This window comes from Rhodoligotrophos sp. CJ14 (genome assembly GCF_038811545.1).
In the GTDB taxonomy this organism is placed as follows: domain Bacteria; phylum Pseudomonadota; class Alphaproteobacteria; order Rhizobiales; family Im1; genus Rhodoligotrophos; species Rhodoligotrophos ferricapiens.
This window is the reverse complement of sequence record NZ_CP133319.1, coordinates 2,818,486-2,840,226: the sequence shown is the minus strand read 5'-3', so window position 1 is coordinate 2,840,226 and position 21,741 is coordinate 2,818,486. Positions and strand designations below refer to the sequence as shown.

The window sequence follows — 21,741 nt, the reverse complement described above, 5'->3', positions numbered from 1 at the left end:
TGGTCGTATTTTCTTCACGTCACCCAGAGGCTGTCGATTTCCTCCTCGTGGGGCGAGGGCGGTGGCGTTTCCGGCTCTTCAGCTATCGAGGGCAGCTTCTTCTTTATTTCAATCCGCCGATAAGACCCATTGGCGATACTGGCCTGTTTGAGCTGCTCAATGAACGCCCTCATCGGGTGGTGAGCAAAATGGCTAGCGCCTGACTTAGGCTCGGGAGCAGGCGCGGGCAGCGGCGGGTCGGCGCTCGGCGGAGTTACCTCGAAGCCCGATGCTGCCTCCTGGGAAGCAATGTTGGTCGGAAGCATCTTCTCCGCGCTGGCCGTCCTCACTTCAATTCCCGCATGATCAGCTTCCGGTTCGGGTGGCATCTCGCTGTCACTGTCCACCTTAGATCCGGTATCGGCTGTCTCATTGGTTGCCTCGCCAGCACTCAGTTTCCCTCGCCGCCCGAGCTGTCCCGTCTGCTCATCCCCGCTGACGGCCTGGGCAGAGGGTTTCTGTTCATCCGGCTGAATGTGCGTTTCTTCCGGCGAATGCTCTGGTTGATTCACGTCGAGATCGGACAGGCTGATCTCGTCCGCAAACATCTGCATTTGGGGCACGAGGACGAAATCTTCGGGCAATGGAGGCGTGAGCACGGCGACCGAACGGTCGCCGGGCAGGATCTTCACAACGGCGCGTGTCTGGGTCACTTCGCCGTAGGCCTTGTTCCAGTCCTCAGCGAACTGCACGGCATTCCAGTACCGTTCCTGCAGAGTTGGTCCGCTCTGGAACGTCCAATACGCATTCTCATACCAATAGACATTCTCTCGGCCTTCGATGCGATGGCCTCCGGTGTTGATAACCAACCGATCGCCGACCTCGCCGGGCTGAGGCTTTGGAGGCGGGGGCATCTCTTCTCGCGATAGTGGTGTTAGTCCCTTGGGCGGTAAGCCATAGTGACCCTCCGGCAGATTGTGGGCGCGGCCAAAGCCTTCATTGACAGGAATGCGCGGTGTGCTGACGGCATATTTGCCGTTCCCGAGATCATGGGCTACGGCGCGACCGAACGCATATTCCTGGTGAGCAGAATTCCAGGCTTCGGCGGCAGCTCTTGCGCGAAGCCCCGGCGGCGCCACTCCGTCAGGAATGATGACGGACCAGTACCTACCTTCATAGAGGTACAAACGGCCGAGCGCATCATCGCCCATATATCGGCCATTCCGGGTGAGCATTTCTGCCGTCGGCCCGCTGATCTGAAGAGGCTCGCTGAGCATCGTCTCGTTGACGGGGCCGGCCATACCATTTGCATATGGGTCAAACCCTGCCCAATCGTTGAGATAGACTTGGCCGGGAAGCCCAGTCTCCCTATCCTCCGGCAGTACCAAGAGCGATGATCTGTCGGCCAATTCGCCGATGCGCTTCGGGAAGCTCTTGAGCGGGGGTTGCCTGAAATACTGGGAGAAGCCGCTTCCTCCCGCGACTGAAGACTCCATGTCCGTCGAACCAGAAGCGAGCTGGTGGGCAATGGCGGCATCGACGGAACTACCGCCATCCTTGATGACCGATCGGGACACATCGGTAGGATCTGGTCGCTCGATGACGGTCGAAGTTGAGCTCACTGAATGGACAGAGCTCGTGTCGTCTTGCAAATTGCTGCGGGGAGGGACAGGTGTTCTCGCCAGACTATCGCCGGAGTCTTGCGAGGGCCGCCTCGTCGAAGATAAATCCACGCTCTTGAGATCGCCGGAATCAATGGAGGGGACGCCGGACGATACTGATGCACTGGGCTGGCGTTCCGCGTTGAGCGATTCGCTACGGCCGCGCTCGCCACGATCACCGATTGGGGCTTGCGAAGCATTGTCATCGCCTTGCCGCAGGCTCGGTGTGTCGGAAGAAAAGGATTCGCTGGCTTCTCGCGCCGTGACTGCGGAGTCGCTGCGATCGCGAGCATCTCCCTTGCGGCCGGTAACTCGCGGCGCATCATCGCGTGGCTCGAGCGCAGGATTATTGAAGGGCTCACGAATTCCGGTTCGCTGGGCGGGCTGATAGGGGAGGTCCTCTATCTCAGGACTCCCCGGCCGCTTGGGTGGCTTGGAGCAACAGCGCATACCGCCGCGCAACCCACCACCCTTCTCGATCAGTCCAGTCTCCGGATCCATGTGATAGAGTTCCGCATCCGCAATACCGCCCCCCTCGCCACTGATCCAGTCGACTGCCTGAAAGGTGCGCTGCTGGCCGGGCACGCTCCTCAACGCAAGGATCTCACCAGTGCTCTCGATGCGGGTCACAGTCAGCATCTCGCCTGTGACCGGGTGCTCGTATCGGTATTTTACGCCTGGCTCTATCTTTTGAAAACGTGCGGGCGCATCGGTGAAATACTCCTCTTCGCCCACCGGAGTGATGGAAAAATCATCTACCTCACTGCCAAAGCGGAAGGAGGCGGCTCCAAGCTCGCTTCGGGATGACCTCGCAACGGGAAGATCGATTTCGGCCGCCAGGTGATGGAGCGCTTCCGTTGCGTTCATCTCAGGCGTGACCTCGATGCGCTCGAGGGCCGCTAGTCCACCGCCGCGACGCATCCCGAGCGCGACCCCTCCGACATCAAAACCCAAAGCAAGGCCACCCCCAATCATTTGTTTCACATTGTGATGACGAATGCCCTCCTCGAGATTATAGAGCCCGCCCACAATCGGGATCTGGCTGATATACCAGTCTTTTAAAAAGTAAAGCCCGCTGATGAGGTGGCGGTGATTCTCGGTCTCTGCCGCATAGTTCTCGGTGATCCTGGATATTTCTGTATGCATGTTTTCAGCGGAAAGACTCTCACCTTTCAGGCGTAAGTTTTCTTTCGCCCGAGCGAGAACCCAGGGGTGATTGAGGAGAGTAGTATTATAGTCCTGTTCCGCTTTCTGTAACGCTTGTCTCGGATTAAGCACATGTGTGCCATGGCGCTCATCATGCTTGCATCTGAGAGACAAGAAATGCCCGAAAGGCCCTGGCAAATCCGCATTGGACAGAAAACGCTGCCATGGGGACTCGAAGACGCTTTCAACTACATTATAGGGATGAGAGATAACAAAATTCTGGGGCTCGTCGGCGAGTTCGTCCCGGTCCCAGCCTGTTTCGTTCTCGAGAATCTCGAGTGCCGCGCGGGCGCGGTCGAAGGCAGCCGGTGGGGTTCCAAAATTGGCAAGCCAGCGCTCTGAAAAGTAGGCAAGCGCACCCTCGAGATTGGCTTGCCAGTCCTTGCCGGCAAACTTTTCTCCGCTCGATCGCGCAAGATGGATCGATGCAAGGACCACGGGGTTGGGATGTGCCTCCGGGTGCTCACGCCAGTCCGTCACCAGAGCATGAAATGCCTTCACGAGGACGGATCTGTCCTCAAGATTGTCTGGAACATCCCTGCCGCTGAGCTTCGAAAGGGTCCGGATGGTCGAGGCGAGAGAGAACTCTATGGTGCCGACGCGATGGTTGCGATCAAGCCCATGATCTTCGAACCACTCGGCGACGAGCTTGGTACGTTCGCCATCGCTCAGTTTTGACAAACCCGGAACACGCGCGAGGGACGGGTCGTTTGCCAGCTCCTCAAAGCTCTTGCCATTGGCGTTAATGATCGTGAAGCCGTTAGAGCGAGGCGTCGGATGCTGCTCAACCAGGTTCGGTACATGCTCGAAGATCTTCGTCTTCAGCCAATCCTTAGCAAGCGCTTCGAGGAAGCTTGCCCGCAACGCCGCAAGCCGCTGTGTCGAATGAGGATCATGCGAGAGATCGTCTGGTTTGATGCCGCTGAAAACGAGGGCGGCCTGATCGATATGCCGGCTGTATTCCCCATCGGCTTCGGGATAAGCCTCTTGGAGGCTGTTGGCGCCCAAAGCCAGTCGCGCACCGAGAACGGTTGGATCGATCCGGATATGCGGATCACGATCATTGACCGCATCCAATGCGCTTCCTGCAGAAATCGCCTTGGTCTTGAGCGTGTCCCAATCAACCCAATGCAAGGATTGGCTCAGCTCTGACACAATAAACCGAATGACTGTAGAATTCGACGCTTTATGGCTGTGATCACCTGCTGAATTCTGGCTCGGCGCGCTGGACTCCTGATCCACGTGCGAATTCGGAACTCCGGAAGCGTTGTCGGAGTGAGTCATGATCTGATCCTCTTTCCTATGCGATGGAGTGTTTCGCTGCAGGCTTGATCAAGCGCCGACATCACCACAGTCCGATTGTGTTTGCTTGCCGGCTTAATGGCGGCCGTCCTGCAGCGATCCAGATGTCAAACCGCAAGCAGAGCTCACCATTTGGCGCAAATAACTCACTAGACGGGCCCCAGGCGGAAGCGCTCTACTGCCGCGCAAGGTGAGACCGGTGAATGGGGAGTTCCGATATGAAGTCACACTGCCGCGTAGCGATCATCGGCGGCGGCGCCATGGGCGCGGGGCTGCTGTATCACCTTGCGTTGGAAGGCTGGACAGACATCGTGCTCATCGAAAAGGGCGAGCTCACCTCAGGTTCTACCTGGCATGCCGCGGGGCAATGTCCGCAATTCGTCGGCTCCCTTTCGATTGCCCACATCAATAACTACGGCACAAAGCTTTACCCGAAGCTCGAGGAGCTGACCGGCGTCTCTGCCACCTGGCACGGTTGCGGCGGCATCAGGCTCGCGCTCACGGACGAAGAGGTGAACTGGTTCAAATATGTTCAGGGGATCTCAAAGCTCGTGGGCTTTGAAATGCACCTGATCGGACCGGAGGAGATCCGCCAGCACCATCCCTATCTCGAAACCTTCGGGGTCAAGATGGGGGCAATGACCGTGACGGATGGTCATGTGGATCCCTCGGGCGTGACCAACGCCATGGCAAAAGGGGCGCGCGATCTCGGCGCGGAAATCTATCGCCGCACCAGGGTGACGGATACGCGCATGCTGCCCAGCGGCGAATGGGAGGTCGTGACCGATAAGGGCACCATCGTCTGCGAGCATGTGGTGAATGCCGCGGGCTCCTATGCGGATATCGTCGGGAGCTGGGCCGGCCTTACCGTACCGATCACCAATATGCTCCACCATTATATCGTCACCGACCCGCTGCCGGAGATCGCGGCGCTCACGAAAGAGCTGCCGGTCGTGCGCGATCCGTATGTCAACGGCTATCTCCGCCAGGAGCAGCAGGGCCTGCTCATCGGCATCTATGAGCAGGAGGGCGCGACCGACTGCTTCAAGGACGGGATCTCCTGGGATTTCGAAAGCGAGTTGCTGCCGCCCGAACTTGACCGGCTGATGCCCTGGCTCGAGCGTTCGGCCGAGCGGCTGCCCCTGTTCGGGAAAGCGGGCATCCGGCGCATCGTGCCCGGCGCCATCACGCACACTCCGGATGGCAATCTGCTGCTGGGGCCGGCACCGGGCGTGCGCAATTACTGGATGGCCTGCGGAGCCTCCTTCGGGATCTGCCAGGGGGCCGGCGCCGGCAAATACCTGGCGCAGTGGATGGTGCATGGGGCGGCCGACATCAATATGGCACCGGTTGATCCCCGCCGCTTCGGCAATTGGGCCGGTGGAGAGTACTGCCTCGCCAAGTCCACCGACGATTACGAGAACATGTATCAGGCGGTCGTACCCGGCGAATACCGTTCGAGTGGTCGGCCGAAGCGCACCTCGCCACTTTACGAGGCGCTCAAAGCCAAGGGCGCCCAGTACTTGGATGTTGCGGGTTGGGAGCGGCCGCGCTGGTTCGCCAAGGGCGGCGAGAGCGAAATCCCAAGTTATCGCCACAATAACAGTTTCGAGCCGGTGCGCGCCGAGGCGATGGCGGTACGCGAGCGGGTCGGCGTCATGGATATGTCGAGCTTCTCCAAGTTCGAGGTCTCCGGACCCGATGCCGAGGCCATGCTGAACCGGCTGCTCGCCAATCGGATGCCGCGCAAGGCGGGTGGCATTGTGCTCACGCAATGGCTGACCGAGAGCGGGCGTATCGAAGGCGAGCTGACGGTCACGAGGCTTGGCGAAAGCCGCTTCTACCTGCTGTCGGCCGCGGCGGCGCAGTTCCGCGACCTTGATATGCTGTCACAAGGGCGGGGCGCCGGTGAAAGGGCGGAAGTCAAGGACGTCACCGACGCCTTTGCGGTTCTGGTGCTCGCCGGGCCGCGCTCGCGCGATGTGCTGGCGAAACTCACAGAGGCTGATCTCAGCAACTCATCCTTCCGCTGGCTGACCGGCAAGGAAATCGGGATTGCGGGAACTCCTGTCCGGGCGCTCCGCGTCAACTATGTGGGTGAGCTCGGCTGGGAGCTGCACATTCCCCGGGATGCAGCGGTGCAGGTCTATGACGCCCTGATGGCCGCAGGCAAAGACTATGGCATTGCCGATTTTGGCGCCTATGCGATGAACTCCCTGCGCATCGAAAAAGCCTATCGTGGCTGGGGATCAGAGATGACCAATGAGGTCAACCTGATCGAGGCCGATATGCAGCGCTTCGCATTTCTGGATAAACCCGCTTTCGTGGGCAAGGCGGCAACGCTCAGTGCCAAACAGCAGGGCGCGCGGATCTCGCTCATCTACATGTCGCTGAGTGATGGCGATGCCGAAGCGCTGGGCAATGAGCCGATCTTTGCCAATGGCGCGCTTGCAGGTGTTACCACATCCGGCGGCCATGGTTATGCGGTGGGCAGGAGCCTTGCCTTTGGCTATGTAAAACCCGAGCTTGCAAGGCCCGGAACCGAGCTTGAGGTTGAGATCCTGGGCGAGCGGCGCAAGGCGAAAGTCGAGGCACAGCCGCTTTACGACCCGGAAAACCTGAAGCTCAGAGCCTGACGTAAGAAAGCCGCTCGGCGAGCGGCTTTCCTTATCTTGCATCGGGATGACTGGTCAGCCGACGATCTCTTCGGGGCGGAAGTTGAGATCGATCTCGATCTTGGCATTCTCTGGGCTGTCGGAGCCATGCACGGAGTTGCGCTCGATATTCTCGGCGAATTCCTTGCGGATGGTGCCGGCATCGGCCTTGGCCGGGTCGGTCGCGCCCATGACCTCGCGATTGCGGGCCACCGCATTCTCGCCCTCGAGCACCTGGACCACGATGGGGCCGGAGGTCATGAAGGTGACGAGGTCATTGAAGAACGGCCGTTCCTTGTGAACGGCATAGAAGGCTTCCGCCTGCTCTTTCGTCCATTTGACGCGCTTCTGCGCAACCACGCGCAGGCCGGCCTCCTCCAGCTTGGCGATGATCTTGCCAGTGAGGTTACGCGCTGTCGCGTCGGGCTTAATGATCGAGAAGGTGCGCTCGAGCGCCATTGTCGTCCTCTTGAGATGTGTTTTGATGAGGAATTAGGGTGGCGCGGTTTATAGCGACGGACCTAAACTCCTTCAAGACAAAGCGGGACGATAGCACGAGGATTGAGCATGAAGGCGATCGAATATGCGGAGGCGAGCCAGGAGGTGCGTGCCATCTTCGATGACATCAAATCGTCGCGCAACGTGCCGGACGTGAACAATTTCTGGAAATATCTCGCCAATGACCCGCGTATGCTCGACCATGTCTGGTCCTCGCTCAAGGATGTCATGGGCGCAGGTGGGCATCTCGACCCGGCGGTGAAGGAGCTGATCTATATCGCGGTGTCCATCACCAATGGCTGTGCATATTGCCAGGCGAGTCATACCGCCGCAGCCCGCAAGAAGGGTGTGAGCGATGAAATGCTTCAGGAGCTCTATGCCATTGTAGGGCTTGCCAATATGACCAACCGGCTCGCCATCGCCTATCGCGTGCCGCTGGACGAGGATCCGGGCGCGGCAAAATGAAGTGCCATTCTGCCTGGCTTGTCCGCGAGCCGCAGATTGCATTAAAGTCTCATCCTCGTGCCTGGGAGCCCTGCCGCGACGCGGCCTAAATTGACGGCTTCACTGTGGGACCGAATAGCGCTGTGGCTGTCTGCCGCAGAGAAGTCACTGCGGTTTTCAGTCATGTCGAAGAGCTTGCATGCGTTGCATGTGACCATCGAGCCGTGACGACGGCAGGATCAAGGCCAGGAGATAGGGCGTGAAACAGTGCGGGCGTTACAATAAAGCTTTAGGGGTGGAGGCGACGGGATTCCGGGCGCTGGAAAAGGTTCATTGGAACCAGACAGCAGCTGAATTGTACGAAATCGCCACGCGGCGGGGCGAAGGCTCCATCGCCAAGGGCGGCGCACTGGTTGTTTCAACCGGTCAGCATACTGGGCGGTCGGCGAAGGACAAGTTCATCGTCCGCGACGAGACCACCATGGACCAGATCTGGTGGGACAATAACAAGCCGCTGTCGCCGGAGAATTTCGACCGGCTCTATCAGGATTTCCTTGCCTATGCCGAGGGCAAGGAGCTGTTCGTCCAGGATCTCTATGGCGGTGCCGACCCCGACCACAGACTGTCGACCAGGATCTTCTGCGAATATGCCTGGCATGCACTCTTCATCCAGCATCTGCTGATCGTGCCGCCGGCGGCAGATTATGCAAATTTCCGCCCGCAACTCACCATTATCGATCTGCCCGGGTTCAAGGCTGATCCGGAGCGCCATGGGGTTCGCTCGGAAACTGTGATCGCCGTCAATTTCGCCCGGGGGCTGGTGCTGATCGGCGGCACCTCCTATGCCGGCGAAATCAAGAAGTCCGTCTTCACCGCGCTGAACTACATCCTGCCCGCCAAGGGCGTCATGCCCATGCATTGCTCTGCCAATATGGGCGCAAAGGGCGACACGGCGATCTTTTTTGGCCTCTCCGGTACCGGCAAAACCACCCTTTCCGCTGATAGCAGCCGCACGCTGATCGGTGATGACGAGCATGGCTGGTCCGAGAACGGCATCTTCAATTTCGAGGGTGGCTGCTATGCGAAAGTCATCCGTCTCTCGGCCGAGGCTGAGCCGGAGATCTATGCAACCACCCAGCAATGGGGAACGGTGCTCGAAAATGTGGTGATGGATCCGGTCACGCGCGAGCTTGACCTCCATGACGGCTCGCTCACCGAGAATACGCGCTCGGCCTATCCGCTGCATACGATCCCCAATGCGAGCGAGACCGGGCTTGCGCCGCAACCGCGCACCATCATCATGCTCACCGCCGATGCCTTCGGCGTGCTGCCGCCCATCGCCAAGCTCTCGCCGAGCCAGGCCATGTATCACTTCATCTCGGGCTATACCGCCAAGGTTGCCGGCACCGAGAAGGGCGTGACCGAGCCTGAGGCAACCTTCTCTGCCTGCTTCGGCGCGCCCTTCATGCCGCGCCATCCCGGCGAATATGGCAGGCTTTTGCGCGATCTCATCGCCAAGCACAATGTCTCGTGCTGGCTGGTCAATACGGGCTGGACCGGCGGCAAATACGGGGTTGGCAAGCGCATGCCGATTGCCGATACCCGAGCGCTGCTGAATGCGGCCCTGAGCGGTGAACTCGACAAGGCCCAGTTCCGGACGGATCCCAATTTCGGCTTCCAGGTACCGGTCGCGGTGGCAGGTGTCGACAGCAAGCTCTTGGCGCCGCGCGAGACCTGGGCTGACAAGCAGGCTTATGATGCGCAGGCCAAGGCGCTGGTTGACATGTTCAATAAGAACTTCGAGCGCTTTGAGTCGCATGTGGATGCCGAGGTGCGTGCTGCGGCGCCGACCTGGAAGGAAGCTGCCGAGTGATGAGTGCTGGATGGCTCGGGGACTTCTAGCGCTCGCGGCACTCGCAGTAGTCGGCCTTGCCGCACAGCCGGCGAGCGCTGCCCCGCCACCTGCGGTGGTGGGGGTGCTGACCTGCGATGTGCACGGCCCGGATGTGGCGCTGCATTTCGGATCAAACCGCGCCATCCACTGTGTTTATCGCCCTAACGGCCGCGGGCGGCCGCAGACCTATATTGGCCATTTTCGCAAATATGGCGTCGAGGTCGGGGTGATTGGCCATACTGCGATCAGCTGGCGGGTGATCGCTCCCTCGCACCGGATCCCGCGCGGCTCCCTCGCCGGCAGCTATCGCGGCTTTACGATCGAAGCGACGGTTGGCGTCGGGTCCGGCGCCAATATCCTCGTCCGCGAGGGTGATTCGACGATCCACCTCGATCCCATCGGTATGCAGGCGCAGACCGGAGGCTTGAATGCGGCTGTCGGCATCACGGCTTTGGAGCTGCAGCCTGTCCGGCGCTGAGCCAAACCGGACAGACGGCCGGTGCTCGTGAGCGGCATGAGCCATGGTATCGAGCCCGCGCTCGTTCAATCCGGCCTTGCCGCGCTCCCCGCGCAATTCCGAAACTGGTTCCAAGATCAAGGCTGGTCGCCGCGACCCCATCAGCTCGCACTCCTCGCGCATGGGCTTGCCGACCGCTCGGCGCTTTTGATTGCACCGACAGGCGGCGGTAAGACTCTGGCCGGTTTTCTGCCCAGCCTCGTTGAGCTGACCGGCGAGCCGGCGAGTATGCGCAAGGCCCGTTTCGGCCCACATACCCTCTATATCTCCCCGCTCAAGGCGCTCGCGGTGGACGTTGCCCGCAATCTCGAGCGTCCCGTCCAGGAGATGGGCCTGCCGATCAGGCTCGAGACCCGTACGGGCGATACGCCACAATCAAAGCGCCAGCGGCAGCGGATCTCGCCTCCAGACATTCTGATGACGACGCCCGAGCAGCTCGCTCTGCTCATCGCCCTGCCCGATGCCGCCCGGCTGTTTTCCGGCCTCAGGGCCATCGTGCTCGATGAGCTTCATGCCATGGTGACGAGCAAGCGCGGCGTGCTGCTCGCATTGGGGCTTGCGCGGCTTGGGCGGCTCGCGCCTGAGGCACGGCGCGTTGGGCTTTCGGCCACCGTTGCTGAACCGGACCGCTTGCGGGCGTGGCTGATGTCGCAGACCAATCCCGACCAGCTGGCGCTTGCCGAGCTGGTGATGGGGGCCAAAGGCGCTGATCCCCAAATCGCAATCCTGCGCTCGGAAGAGCGGGTGCCATGGGCTGGTCATTCGGCCCGCTATGCCATGGCGGAAATCTATCAGGCGATCCGCAATGCGGGCATGACCCTGGTCTTCGTCAATACCCGCTCGCAGGCGGAGATGATCTTCCAGGAGCTCTGGCATATCAACGAAGACAATCTGCCAATTGCGCTCCATCACGGCTCGCTCGATGTCGCCCAGCGCCGCAAGGTTGAAATAGCGATGGCGGAAGGCCGGCTGCGGGCGGTGGTCTGCACCTCGACTCTCGATCTCGGCATTGACTGGGGTGATGTCGATCTCGTCATCAATGTAGGCGCGCCCAAAGGGGCAAGCCGTCTCCTCCAGCGCATCGGCCGCGCCAATCACCGGCTGGATGAGCCCTCGCAGGCACTTCTGGTCCCCGCCAACCGCTTCGAGGTGCTGGAGTGTCAGGCAGCGCAAGCGGCAGCGGCCGAGGGCCAGCAGGACACACCGCCCCCGACACTGGGCAAGCTCGATGTGCTCGCCCAGCACATTCTCGGGGCGGCCTGCGCCGAGCCGTTCGATCCTGCCGTGCTCTATGCGGAAGTCTGCTCGTCATACCCCTATCGCTCCCTCACGCGCGAGGATTTCGACGCGGTGGTGGATTTCGTCGCGACCGGCGGCTATGCGCTGCGCAGCTATGAGCGCTATGCCAAGCTGAGGCAGCGGCCCGATGGGCGCTACCGCATCTCGCATCCAAGGATTGCCCAGCAATACCGACTGAATGTCGGCACCATCGTCGAAGCGGCAATGCTGAAGGTGCGGCTGGTCAGCAGGCGGGGGCGGGGAAAGGGCGTCGTCTCCCGCGGCGGCCGAGTGCTGGGGGAGGTTGAGGAATGGTTCATTGAACAATTATCGCCCGGCGATACATTCGTCTTCGCAGGCCAGGTGCTGCGCTTCGAGGGGTTGGACGAGCTGGATGCCCTGGTCACCCGGGCGGAGCGGGAAGATCCCAAGATTCCCTCTTATGAAGGGGGCAAATTCCCCCTCTCGACCTATCTCGCCGAGCGGGTGCGCAAGATTCTTTCACGACCCGATGATTGGCGGGGGCTGCCCGACCAGGTGCGCGATTGGCTCTCGGTGCAGCGGTTCAAGTCGCTTGTCCCTAGGGATGACGAGATGCTGGTCGAGACCTTTCCCCGGGGCAGTCGCTGGTATCTCGTGTGCTATCCATTCGAGGGCCGGCTTGCGCACCAGACATTGGGCATGCTGCTGACGCGCCGGCTTGATCGTATGCGCGCGCGACCACTCGGCTTCGTCGCTAATGAATATGCGCTGGCGGTTTGGGGCACGCGCGATCTCGGCCTGATGATCAGCTCGGGCAAGCTGTCGCTCGGTGCGCTGTTCGATGAGGACATGCTGGGCGATGACCTCGATTCCTGGCTTGCCGAATCGAACCTCATGAAACGCACCTTCCGCACCTGCGCGATCATTGCCGGGCTGATCGAGCGGCGCCATCCAGGCCAGGAGAAAAGCGGCCGGCAGGTGACCTTCTCCTCCGACCTCATCTATGACGTGCTGCGTCAGCACCAGCCCAATCACGTGCTTTTGCGGGCGGCGTGGGATGATGCCGCCGAGGGATTGCTCGATATTCGCCGGCTTGGCGATCTGCTTCGGCGCATCAAGGGTCATATCACCCATCGGCCGCTTGAGACGGTATCGCCGCTCGCGGTGCCCGTCATGCTTGAGATCGGACGCGAACAGATTTATGGCGAAGCACATGAAGCCCTTCTCGCCGAAGCAGCCGATGCCCTCATTGAGGAAGCCATGCGCCTCGTCTGACGCATTGCCGATCCGCGTCGACGGATTGAGCCTCACGCCAGATCTTTCCGGTGCGCTTTATGCGGCCGACTTCAAGACGCTGGTGGTTGCCGACCTGCATCTCGAGAAGGGATCGAGCTTTGCCCGGCGCGGCGTGCATCTGCCGCCTTATGACACGCGCTCAACGCTCGATGCGCTTCTCGCGGCGTGCACACGCTGGAAGCCGGAAACAGTGATTTCGCTTGGCGACAGTTTCCATGACGGTGCCGCTCGACACCGGCTCGATATGGAAGACGTGGTGCGGATCCGCCATCTCACCGAAGCCTATGACGTGGTCTGGCTGACCGGCAATCATGACAAACAGCCGCCGGATGATCTGGGCGGGCGCATTGCTGGTCAGATCACGCTGGGTCCCATTGTGCTGCGCCATGAGCCAAGTTCAGGCCTGGCGCTCGAATCAGAGATTGCCGGCCATCTGCATCCGGTAGCGGCGGTCGCACGCCGGGGGCTGAGATTGCGCGCCCGGTGCTTTGCGACCGACGGCCGCCGGCTGGTCATGCCGGCCTTCGGTGCCTTTACCGGCGGGCTCAATGTGAAGAGCAAGGCCTTTGCCGGCATATTCCCGAGCGAGCGTTTCGGCGTCTGGATGCTCGGCCGCGAGGGCATTTATCCCTTGCCCTCCCGCGTGCTGCTGCCGGATGGCGTTTAGTCTGGTGCTACCGGTGCACCCGGATCCAGCGGAAGCCAAAAGGCTCCAGCTTCATGCGGAGCCGGCCCTCTACGGGATCGGGAATGTCGCCGCCCAGGATCGGCTCATGACGGGGCTGGGCGGAGATGCCGAGCTTGACGTCTATCATGGCGTCGCGGCCGCTGAGATTGTGAAGAATGACGAGCGCCGTCTCGCCCGGGGGATAGCGATGGGCCAAAACCTGGTCTGACCCGCTTTCCAGGAATTCGCTAAATCCCGTTCCGATTTCCTTATGCGCGAGGCGGGCCGCGCAGAGCTGCTTAATAAAATTCAGAAGCGAGTCGGGCCGGCTTTGCTGGGCCTCCACACTCGTGCTGCGAAAGCCGAAGCCGCCATCATCGATGACGGGCTGCACGATGCGATTTTTAGGTGCATCAGAGAAGCCGCCATTCTTGGCTGCAGACCATTGCATGGGCGTGCGCACAGCGTTCCGCCCGTGTTGGGTGAGATCATCTCCCATCCCGATCTCGTCGCCATAGACGATAACCGGGGCACCGGGCAGCGAGAAGAGGAGGCTGTGGGCCATCTTCAGCCGTTGCTCGTTGCCTTCAAGCATCGGTGCCAAGCGCCGCCTGATGCCACGACCAAAGATGCGCATATGCTCCTCTGGCGCGAAGGTGCGATTGACGATCTCCATCTCCTCGGGCGAGAGGCGCTCAAGATCGGCCTCGTCGAGATTGCGCAGGAAGTTCGCCCATTGCCCGTTGACGGGAACCGCCGGCAGCATGTCGATCGCCCGGCGCACGGGTGCGGCCTTCTCGGCCGCAAGCGCGAGGATGAGGTAATTGTTGAGCAGGAAATTGAACATCATGTTCAACTGCTCACCGTCGAAATAGTCCTTAAGCTTTTCCGGGCTCTCGTCGACTTCGCCCATCAACAGCACATCCGGTTTGCGCGCGGTGGTGTGCTGATAGAGGTGGCGCAGCACCGTGTGGGATTTGTCGACAGGGTCAGGTCCAATCGGCCGCTCGACCATGTGGGACGCCGCATCGACCCGGAAGCCGGAGACACCAAAGCTCAGCCAATAGTCCACCACCTCCTCGATCTGGGCGAGGACCTTGGGGTTGCCATGGTTCAGGCCAGGCTGAAAATGGTAGAACCGATGGTGATAGAAGGCGCCGGCGATCTCGTCATAGGTCCAGACGCTCTTCTCTTCGCCCGGGAACATGGGGCCTTTCCCCGGCACCGAAGGGGGTGGATGATCCGTCCAGTAATAGTAATCCCGGTATGGCGATTTGGGATCATGGCGGGCCGCCTGGAACCAGGGATGATGGTTCGAGGTATGCTGGACCACGAGGTCGACGATCACCCGCAATCCTAGCTCGCCAGCCCGGCGGACGAATGCCAGGAAGTCCTCGAAGGCGCCATACCTGGTGTGTACCCGAAAGTAATCGGTGATGTCATAGCCGTTGTCCCGATTACCTGAAGGATAAAATGGAAGTAACCAAATACAAGTGACCCCGAGTTCCGCGATATAGTCGAGTTTCGAAATAAGACCCTTGAAATCACCGATGCCATCGCCATTCGCATCGAAGAAACGTTCGACATCAATGCCGTAGATGATGGCATCCTTCCACCAGTAGTCCGGCATTACAGAGATCCTGTGCTTAAATCTTGCTGGAACAGGGTCCGTCGGGGAACGGTTTGCCCCCGAATTCGTTCCCTCGGCACGGGCTAAGCACGAGGTCATTCCGAATGATCGGGCGAAAAATCTGGGCGATTGCTGAAGGCTATATTCCCAGCACGAGCACGGGGCCGGCACCGGAGATGATCAGCCATGAAACTGCATGCATTCTGAATACCGGCGATCGTGATGCCCATGTCACGATCATGCTCTATTTCACCGACCGCGAGCCGGCAGGGCCTTACAAGCTCACGGTCGGTGCGCGGCGCAGCTATCACCTGAAATTCAACGATCTCGAGGAACCGGAGCCGGTCCCGCTGGGAACACCCTATTCGAGCACGATCATTTCGGATCTGCCTATCGTGGTCCAGCATACCCGGCTCGACAGCCGGCAGGCCGAGAACGCGCTGCTCTCCACCATCGCCTATTCTCAGGATTAGTAGGGCTCGCTCGAAACATGCCAAAGATCGGCTTCCATGCCTCGCATGAACAATTTGCCCCCAGCGCGCTTCTTGCCTGCGTTAAGGCCGCGGCGAAGGCGGGGTTTTCCGGTGCGATGTCCTCCGATCATTTTGGCCCGTGGAGTGAGGCGCAGGGCCATTCAGGCTTTGCCTGGTCGTGGCTTGGTGCGGCGATGGCGAGCACTGATTTGTCTTTCGGTATCGTCACGACGCCCATAGGCTTGCGATATCATCCCGCGATCATCGCGCAAGCGGGTGCAACGCTGGCCGAGATGTTCCCGGGCCGGTTCTGGATGGCTTTGGGCTCAGGCGAGGCGCTCAATGAGCGGATCACCGGGTTGCGCTGGCCGGCAAAGGCCGAGCGGAACGCGCGCCTCAAGGAAGCAGCCGAGGTGATGCGCGCGCTCTGGGCCGGCGAGACCGTGACGCGCGACGGGTTGATCCCGGTGGAAGAGGCAAAGCTCTATTCCCGGCCGGCCGAACCGCCAAGGATCGTTGCTGCCGCCCTCACGCCGGAGACGGCGCGCTGGGCGGCTAGCTGGGCGGACGGGTTGATCACCATCAACAAGCCTGTCGAGCAGCAGCGCCAGCTCATCGAAGCCTTTCGTGAAGGTGGCGGGGAGGGCAAGCCGCTGTTCCTGCAAGTTCATCTCTCCTATGCCGCGAGCGATGAGCAGGCAAGGCGCAATGCCCATGAGCAGTGGCGGACCAATACGCTGGCTGGAACGGTCGCCGCCGAGCTCAAGCTTCCCGAGCAGTTCGATGCAGCAACCCGTTTCGTCCGGCCCGAGGATCTCGACGACAGTGTTCGCATTTCCGCTGATCTTTCCCGCCACATCGACTGGATCGCGGAGGATCTCGGCCTCGGTTTTGAAGAGATCTATCTCCACAATGTCGGACAAAATCAGCGCGCTTTCATCGAGGCCTTCGGCGAAAAGGTGCTTCCGGCCCTTGCCGCTACCATCGCGGGCCAATCAACACACCTGAGGGATGCAGCCGCGGGATGAATGATCCGAACTGGTGGCAACAGGCCATTTTCTACCAGATCTATCCCCGCTCGTTCCAAGACTCGAACGGGGATGGGGTTGGTGATCTCGACGGCATACGGCGCCGCCTCGATTACCTCTGTTGGCTCGGCATCGATGCGATCTGGATCTCGCCAATCTTCCCCTCGCCCATGGCCGATTTCGGCTATGACATCTCGGATTACTGCAATATTCATCCGCTGTTTGGCGATCTCAGCGCGTTTGACGCATTGCTCGCTGAGGCGCATCAACGCGGCCTCAAGCTGATCCTCGATTTCGTGCCGAACCACACGTCAAGCGAGCATCCCTGGTTCAGGGAGAGCCGGTCATCGCGCGATAGCCCGAAGCGGGACTGGTATATCTGGCGTGATTCCGCACCCGGGGCTGGGCCGCCGAACAACTGGGTCAGCAATTTCGGCGGTAGTGCCTGGGAATGGGACGAGGAAGCGGGGCAGTACTACTATCACGCCTTCCTCAAGGAGCAGCCAGACCTCAACTGGCGCAACCCAAAAGTGCGCGCCGCAATGTACGATGTCTTGCGGTTCTGGCTGAAACGCGGGGTCGATGGGTTCCGTGTCGACGTCATCTGGCATCTGATGAAAGACGAGCAGTTCCGGGATAATCCAGCCAATCCCGGCTATCAGCCCGGTGACCCCGCGATCCGGCGATTATTGCAGCTGTACTCGACCGATCAGCCGGAGGTGCATCAGCTGATTGCCGAGATGCGCGCGGTGGTGGACGAGTTTCCAAGCCGGGTGCTGATCGGGGAGATCTATCTGCCGATCGAGCGGCTGGTCACCTATTATGGAGACGACCTCCGCGGCACCCATCTGCCATTCAATTTTCAGCTGATCGAGGCAGCCTGGCAGGCCCGCAATCTTGCCCGCATCATCTCCGAATACGAAGCGGCCCTCCCCCGGGGCGGCTGGCCGAATTGGGTGCTCGGCAATCATGACAAACCGCGGATCGCATCGCGCGTGGGGCGGGAGCAGGCGCGCGTCGCGGCCATGCTGCTGCTGACATTGCGGGGCACGCCGACCATGTATTATGGCGATGAGATCGGTCTCGAAGACGTGCCGATTGCGCCTGACGAGGCGCAGGATCCTTGGGAGAAGAACGAGCCAGGACTTGGGGTCGGCCGTGATCCGCAACGCACGCCCATGCAATGGGATGCATCCCCCGGCGCAGGCTTCTCAACCGCAAAGCCCTGGTTGCCACTCTCGTCCGATTTCGGCCTGCGCAATGTGGCGGTGCTCGCCGAAGATCCCCAATCGATCCTCAGCCTCTATCGCCGGCTGATCGCGCTACGGGCAAGACCGCTGTTCAGGCTGGGCTCCTACAGCCCCATGGATGCGGAAGGTGATCTCCTCATCTATGGGCGGGAACATGAAGGGGAGCGGGCCATCATTGCGCTCAATCTCGGGAGCAATCCGATCCATGTGCACCTCCCGATGGAAGCGCCGAACCATATCGCGCTGTCCACACATCTTGATCGGGACGAGAAGGTGAGCGGCACGTTCTTGCTGCGGGCGAATGAGGGGGTGGTGCTGCTCTAGCGGTATTTACGGATTGCCCGTGCCGCCCGCGGCGCCATAGACCTGCCCCGTCACATAGGTCGCATCCGCCGAGGCGAGCTCGACATAGACCGAAGCAATCTCCGCCGGCTGCCCGGGTCTGCCGAGCGGGGTGCCGGCACCGAAGCTCTCAAGATTGCTCTGGGTCTGGCCGCCGCTCACCTGAAGCGGTGTCCAGAATGGCCCCGGCGCCACCGCATTGACGCGAATGCCCTTCGGTCCCAACTGCTTGGCGAGCGACTTTGCAAAGGCCACGTTGCAGGCTTTCGTCTGGGCATAATCGAACAGTCCGCCTGATGGATTATAGGCCTGGACGGAGGCCGTGATGATGATCGCCGCACCTGGCTCAAGGTGCGGCAGGGCTGCTCTGGTGATCCAGAAGGGCGCATAGACATTGGTCTTGAATGTCCAATCGAACAGGTCGGTGGTCAGATCGGCGAGATTGTCCATGAAATGCTGCCTGGCCGCGTTATTGACGATGAGATCAAGGCCGCCGAGCGCGCCGATCGTATCCGCAACGAGCTTTCCACAGAACCCCTCATCCCGGATATCGCCGGGCAAGGCTATGGCCTTGCGGCCCGCCTCCTCGATGAGCGCGATCACCTCGCGGGCATCGGGCTCTTCGGCGGGAAGATAGTTGATAGCCACATCCGCGCCTTCCCGGGCGAAGGCAATGGCAACGGCGCGGCCGATCCCGCTGTCGCCGCCAGTGATCAGAGCCTTGCGGCCGCGAAGCTTGTCCGAGCCGTGATAGCTCGTCTCGCCATGATCAGGGCGCGGGGTCATTTCGCCAGCAAGCCTCGGCCATTCCTGTGACTGGCGCTCGAAAGGCGGTTTGGGATAGCCTTCGCGCGGATCGCGCAGGGTGAGGGTCCCATTGTCCTGGGACCGGGACGCATTCTGCCCGGTGCTAGACGGGGATACGGGTTGTAGCGCCCTCGCCGAAGCGGTTGCGGCCGCAAGCAACCCGGTTGCCAATCCGCCAACCACCAAGCGGCGCGGGCGGGATGGAGTGTCGTTGAAATCCATGGCGCGGGTCCCTTGCAGAATGGCCAAGGCCTGTTACCGAGCCTATTCTGCCGGGCTGGCATCCGTTCCAATGTTGGGCGCGACCGGTCGTGATCCGTCGCCAGCCCTTCATCATGGGGCTGGCTGGATAGGCCCGGGCTCGTGGGGAGCGCGCCCGCCGCTTGGCCAGATGATGCGGATGCCGGACATGTTCATTGCCCGCTCATGAGCTGAGGGCGAGTAGGGCTCCATCACCTCACCGCGATATTCTGTTCCACCACTCATCACCATATGCTCGAATTGGGTGCCGTCATCGGCACTCAAGCGCAGCTCGAAATCGCCTTTGAGGCCGGCATCCACCAGGGCCGCATGCAGCGTGCTGATCGAATTATAGAGTCGGGCGGCGTCGCTGAGCATGAACTCCTCCTTACTGCTGAAGGTTCAACGCAGCCGTGGCGGATTGGTTCGGCGAGGCGCCTGTGAGATAGGCACTCAAGCGTGATCGGGGTCGACGGACGATTGGCTTGCCAAAGTGCCCGGCCAGACATACGGGTGGTACTGTCAGGCAGACCTCACTAACATGTTGATCCATGAGCCGGCCATCCGTGATCCCGAAGCTGAGCACCGTGACGACAGACGAGCCCATGGCAAAGACCCTGGGCGAGGCCGCCTATGACCTTATCAAGGAGAAGATCATCCGCTGCGAGCTGGAGCCCGGATCGGCCATTACCGAGACGCAGCTTGCGGTTCAGCTCGGCTTTGGCAAGGCACCCATCCGGCGCGCCCTCTCACAGCTTGCGCAGGACGGGTTCGTGAAATCGCAGCCGCGCAAAGGCTATGTGGTCGCCCCGATCACCCTGCGCGATGTCCATCAGCTCTTCGAACTCCGGCTGCTGCTGGAGCCCGCGGCAGTGAAAAAGGCGGCGGGCCGGATCGATCCGAAGCGCATTCACGAGCTCGAGCAGGTATGCAAGGCGGGCTACCTTCCCGGGGACCGGGAAAGCGAAAGTGCGTTTCTTCAAGCGAACAAGAATTTCCACATCGCCGTGGTGGATGGCGCAGGCAATCAGAAGCTCACCCGCATCCTGTCTCACATCCTGGAAGAGATGTCGCGGCTGTTTCACTTAGGGCTCGCGCTGCGCAACCGGACGGATGAGATGCAGCATGAGCACCGGGAGCTCATCGATGCACTCATTGCCGGTGATGGCGAAACCGCCGAGCGCGTGACTATCGCCCAGATCGAGGCGGCGCGGAGGATGGTGCTCGATGCCATCCTCGCAAGTTCCAATTTTCAATCGGTCGAGATCCAGATCTAGAGCGGTAGGGCCTTAGCCCACGAGCTCGACCTTTCCCTTGGGCGTGCCAATCTGCGCATGGAAACCGGGTTCGGATGCCGCCTCGACCGCCACGGGCATATGAAGGTCCTGATAGAGCTCAGCAAGCTCCTGATGCCGGGGATGGCGCACCACGAAGGATTCGAGGCTGAGGCCTGAGGGTTCCATCTGTGAGGGATGATAGGGCGTATCCCACTGAATGTAGAAGGGGATGAAAAAGCCGAAATCATGTCCGTCAGGATAGAGGATCTGCCATTCCAGCACCACGCCATCCGGCCGCGTGCGCGCCATTTTCACATGACGGCTCAGGAGACCGCGGCCGGTCAGGCGGTTACGCATTCCCTCGATATCGGTGGTCGAAACGGCGAAGGTGAACAGGCGGGGGCTGGGAAGTGCGGCCAGAACCTCGCCAAGCGTGCCGGCGAGGGATTGCTGCGGGTCCGGAGCGATGATCTCGAAATAGACCTCATTGCCAAAGGTTGCGAGCTTATTACGGGTGCCGAAGCCCTCATGGGTGCCGCCGAGGGTCAGCCGAACGCCGGTCAGCCGCTCGAAGGCGGCAACGCCTTCATCCAGCGACGGTGTGCCCCACAGGAGATGGTCAAGCTTGTTCATCTGCTTCCTCACAAAACGTAAAAAGCCCGGTCGAGCCTGTCAGGCCGATATCGTCCCCCGGATCCTATCCGGACCGCAAGCGGCGTTGGTGATTGACATTACAATACATTCGTTCTTTATATCGAACAAATTTCGGCAACACCCTGGCGTCGAACGGCCGGCGACCTCACGAGAATAGCCCCCTGGAAAAAATTCCATTTCTCCCGCACTGTAACATTTCTCCCGCCTATGTCCGACACTCCAGCCTTCGGGATTATCCATGAGTGAGCGCCTGACCATCGACGATCTCAAGCGGTTTATCGACACCTCACCCTTCATCCGGTTTCTCGGCCTCGAGATCGAGGAGGTTGACGAAGCCAAGGGCGTGCTGGCCATGAAGATGCCGATGCGGCCGGAACTGGAGCGGGCCGATGGCACGGGTCAAGTGCATGGCGGCCCCATCGCATCGCTCATCGACACGGTCGGTGATTTTGCGGTGATTCTCACCGTGGGCGCGCCGGTGCCGACAATTAATTTCCGCACGGACTATCTTCGCCCGGCCGGCGGTTCCTATCTCATAGGCAAGGCGACGGTGCGCCGCGCCGGCCGGACCGTGGCGGTGGTCGATATCGATGTCTTTGACGATCAGGGCAGGCTTTGCGCCATAGGCCGTGGATGTTATGGCTCGAAGGCTGGATAGGACC

General features: G+C 60.8%; 17 protein-coding genes. 11 read left to right on the top strand and 6 right to left on the bottom strand.

The window, feature by feature from the left end:
- Positions 1-14 precede the first annotated feature (14 nt).
- The gene (locus tag RCF49_RS13170) at positions 15-3,980 is read right to left on the bottom strand and encodes a hypothetical protein (protein WP_342640342.1); all 3,966 of its coding nucleotides are present in this window, start codon (positions 3,978-3,980) and stop codon (positions 15-17) included.
- Between the two features lie 386 nt (positions 3,981-4,366).
- On the opposite strand from RCF49_RS13170, the gene RCF49_RS13165 reads away from it, so the two are divergent.
- Positions 4,367-6,784, top strand: coding sequence for a GcvT family protein (locus RCF49_RS13165; RefSeq protein WP_342640341.1), 2,418 nt, complete (start codon positions 4,367-4,369; stop codon positions 6,782-6,784).
- A gap of 54 nt (positions 6,785-6,838) precedes the next feature.
- Here the strand turns inward: RCF49_RS13165 and ndk are convergent, their stop codons facing one another.
- Entirely contained in the window at positions 6,839-7,261 is a 423-nt protein-coding gene (gene ndk, locus RCF49_RS13160) for a nucleoside-diphosphate kinase (RefSeq protein ID WP_342640340.1), read from the bottom strand.
- 108 nt (positions 7,262-7,369) lie between these two features.
- Here ndk and RCF49_RS13155 point away from each other — a divergent pair, with 108 nt between their 5' ends.
- The 5 genes from RCF49_RS13155 (at position 7,370) to pdeM (ending at position 13,378) form a co-directional block, all read left to right on the top strand.
- The gene (locus RCF49_RS13155; protein ID WP_342640339.1) at positions 7,370-7,765 is read left to right on the top strand and encodes a carboxymuconolactone decarboxylase family protein; all 396 of its coding nucleotides are present in this window, start codon (positions 7,370-7,372) and stop codon (positions 7,763-7,765) included.
- Between the two features lie 238 nt (positions 7,766-8,003).
- The gene (locus RCF49_RS13150; RefSeq protein WP_342640338.1) at positions 8,004-9,617 is read left to right on the top strand and encodes a phosphoenolpyruvate carboxykinase; all 1,614 of its coding nucleotides are present in this window, start codon (positions 8,004-8,006) and stop codon (positions 9,615-9,617) included.
- Positions 9,618-9,627: 10 nt separating this feature from the next.
- Entirely contained in the window at positions 9,628-10,116 is a 489-nt protein-coding gene (locus RCF49_RS13145; protein ID WP_342640337.1) for a DUF992 domain-containing protein, read from the top strand.
- 36 nt (positions 10,117-10,152) lie between these two features.
- Positions 10,153-12,690: a ligase-associated DNA damage response DEXH box helicase gene (locus tag RCF49_RS13140; RefSeq protein ID WP_342640336.1), complete on the top strand. Its 2,538-nt coding sequence runs from the start codon at positions 10,153-10,155 to the stop codon at positions 12,688-12,690.
- Positions 12,656-13,378, top strand: coding sequence for a ligase-associated DNA damage response endonuclease PdeM (gene pdeM / locus RCF49_RS13135; protein ID WP_342640335.1), 723 nt, complete (start codon positions 12,656-12,658; stop codon positions 13,376-13,378). Before RCF49_RS13140 ends, pdeM begins: the two co-directional genes overlap by 35 nt.
- A gap of 7 nt (positions 13,379-13,385) precedes the next feature.
- On the opposite strand, the gene RCF49_RS13130 is transcribed toward pdeM, so the two are convergent.
- Positions 13,386-15,008 (bottom strand): alpha-amylase family protein, encoded by a 1,623-nt coding sequence (locus tag RCF49_RS13130; RefSeq protein ID WP_342640334.1) that lies wholly within the window; start codon positions 15,006-15,008, stop codon positions 13,386-13,388.
- Positions 15,009-15,112: 104 nt separating this feature from the next.
- Between RCF49_RS13130 and RCF49_RS13125 the strand changes: the two genes are divergently transcribed.
- From RCF49_RS13125 to RCF49_RS13115, 3 genes are read left to right on the top strand one after another with little or no spacing between them, the layout of a single operon-like run.
- Complete coding sequence (locus RCF49_RS13125) at positions 15,113-15,481, top strand: sensory rhodopsin transducer (RefSeq protein WP_342640333.1); 369 nt, start codon at positions 15,113-15,115, stop codon at positions 15,479-15,481.
- 17 nt (positions 15,482-15,498) lie between these two features.
- Entirely contained in the window at positions 15,499-16,509 is a 1,011-nt protein-coding gene (locus RCF49_RS13120) for a TIGR03885 family FMN-dependent LLM class oxidoreductase (RefSeq protein WP_342640332.1), read from the top strand.
- Positions 16,506-18,083: an alpha-amylase family glycosyl hydrolase gene (locus RCF49_RS13115; RefSeq protein WP_342640331.1), complete on the top strand. Its 1,578-nt coding sequence runs from the start codon at positions 16,506-16,508 to the stop codon at positions 18,081-18,083. The genes RCF49_RS13120 and RCF49_RS13115 overlap by 4 nt, the downstream gene beginning before the upstream one ends.
- Positions 18,084-18,089: 6 nt before the next feature.
- On the opposite strand, the gene RCF49_RS13110 is transcribed toward RCF49_RS13115, so the two are convergent.
- Together RCF49_RS13110 and RCF49_RS13105 are read right to left on the bottom strand one after the other, a co-directional pair.
- Entirely contained in the window at positions 18,090-19,130 is a 1,041-nt protein-coding gene (locus RCF49_RS13110; protein WP_342640330.1) for an SDR family oxidoreductase, read from the bottom strand.
- Positions 19,131-19,241: 111 nt separating this feature from the next.
- The gene (locus RCF49_RS13105; protein WP_342640329.1) at positions 19,242-19,526 is read right to left on the bottom strand and encodes a hypothetical protein; all 285 of its coding nucleotides are present in this window, start codon (positions 19,524-19,526) and stop codon (positions 19,242-19,244) included.
- 173 nt (positions 19,527-19,699) lie between these two features.
- Between RCF49_RS13105 and RCF49_RS13100 the strand changes: the two genes are divergently transcribed.
- The gene (locus RCF49_RS13100) at positions 19,700-20,425 is read left to right on the top strand and encodes a GntR family transcriptional regulator (RefSeq protein ID WP_342640328.1); all 726 of its coding nucleotides are present in this window, start codon (positions 19,700-19,702) and stop codon (positions 20,423-20,425) included.
- Positions 20,426-20,437: 12 nt separating this feature from the next.
- On the opposite strand, the gene RCF49_RS13095 is transcribed toward RCF49_RS13100, so the two are convergent.
- The gene (locus tag RCF49_RS13095) at positions 20,438-21,058 is read right to left on the bottom strand and encodes a VOC family protein (RefSeq protein WP_342640327.1); all 621 of its coding nucleotides are present in this window, start codon (positions 21,056-21,058) and stop codon (positions 20,438-20,440) included.
- A 259-nt stretch (positions 21,059-21,317) separates the two neighbouring features.
- Between RCF49_RS13095 and RCF49_RS13090 the strand changes: the two genes are divergently transcribed.
- Positions 21,318-21,737, top strand: coding sequence for a PaaI family thioesterase (locus RCF49_RS13090; RefSeq protein WP_342640326.1), 420 nt, complete (start codon positions 21,318-21,320; stop codon positions 21,735-21,737).
- The last annotated feature ends 4 nt before the right edge of the window (positions 21,738-21,741 follow it).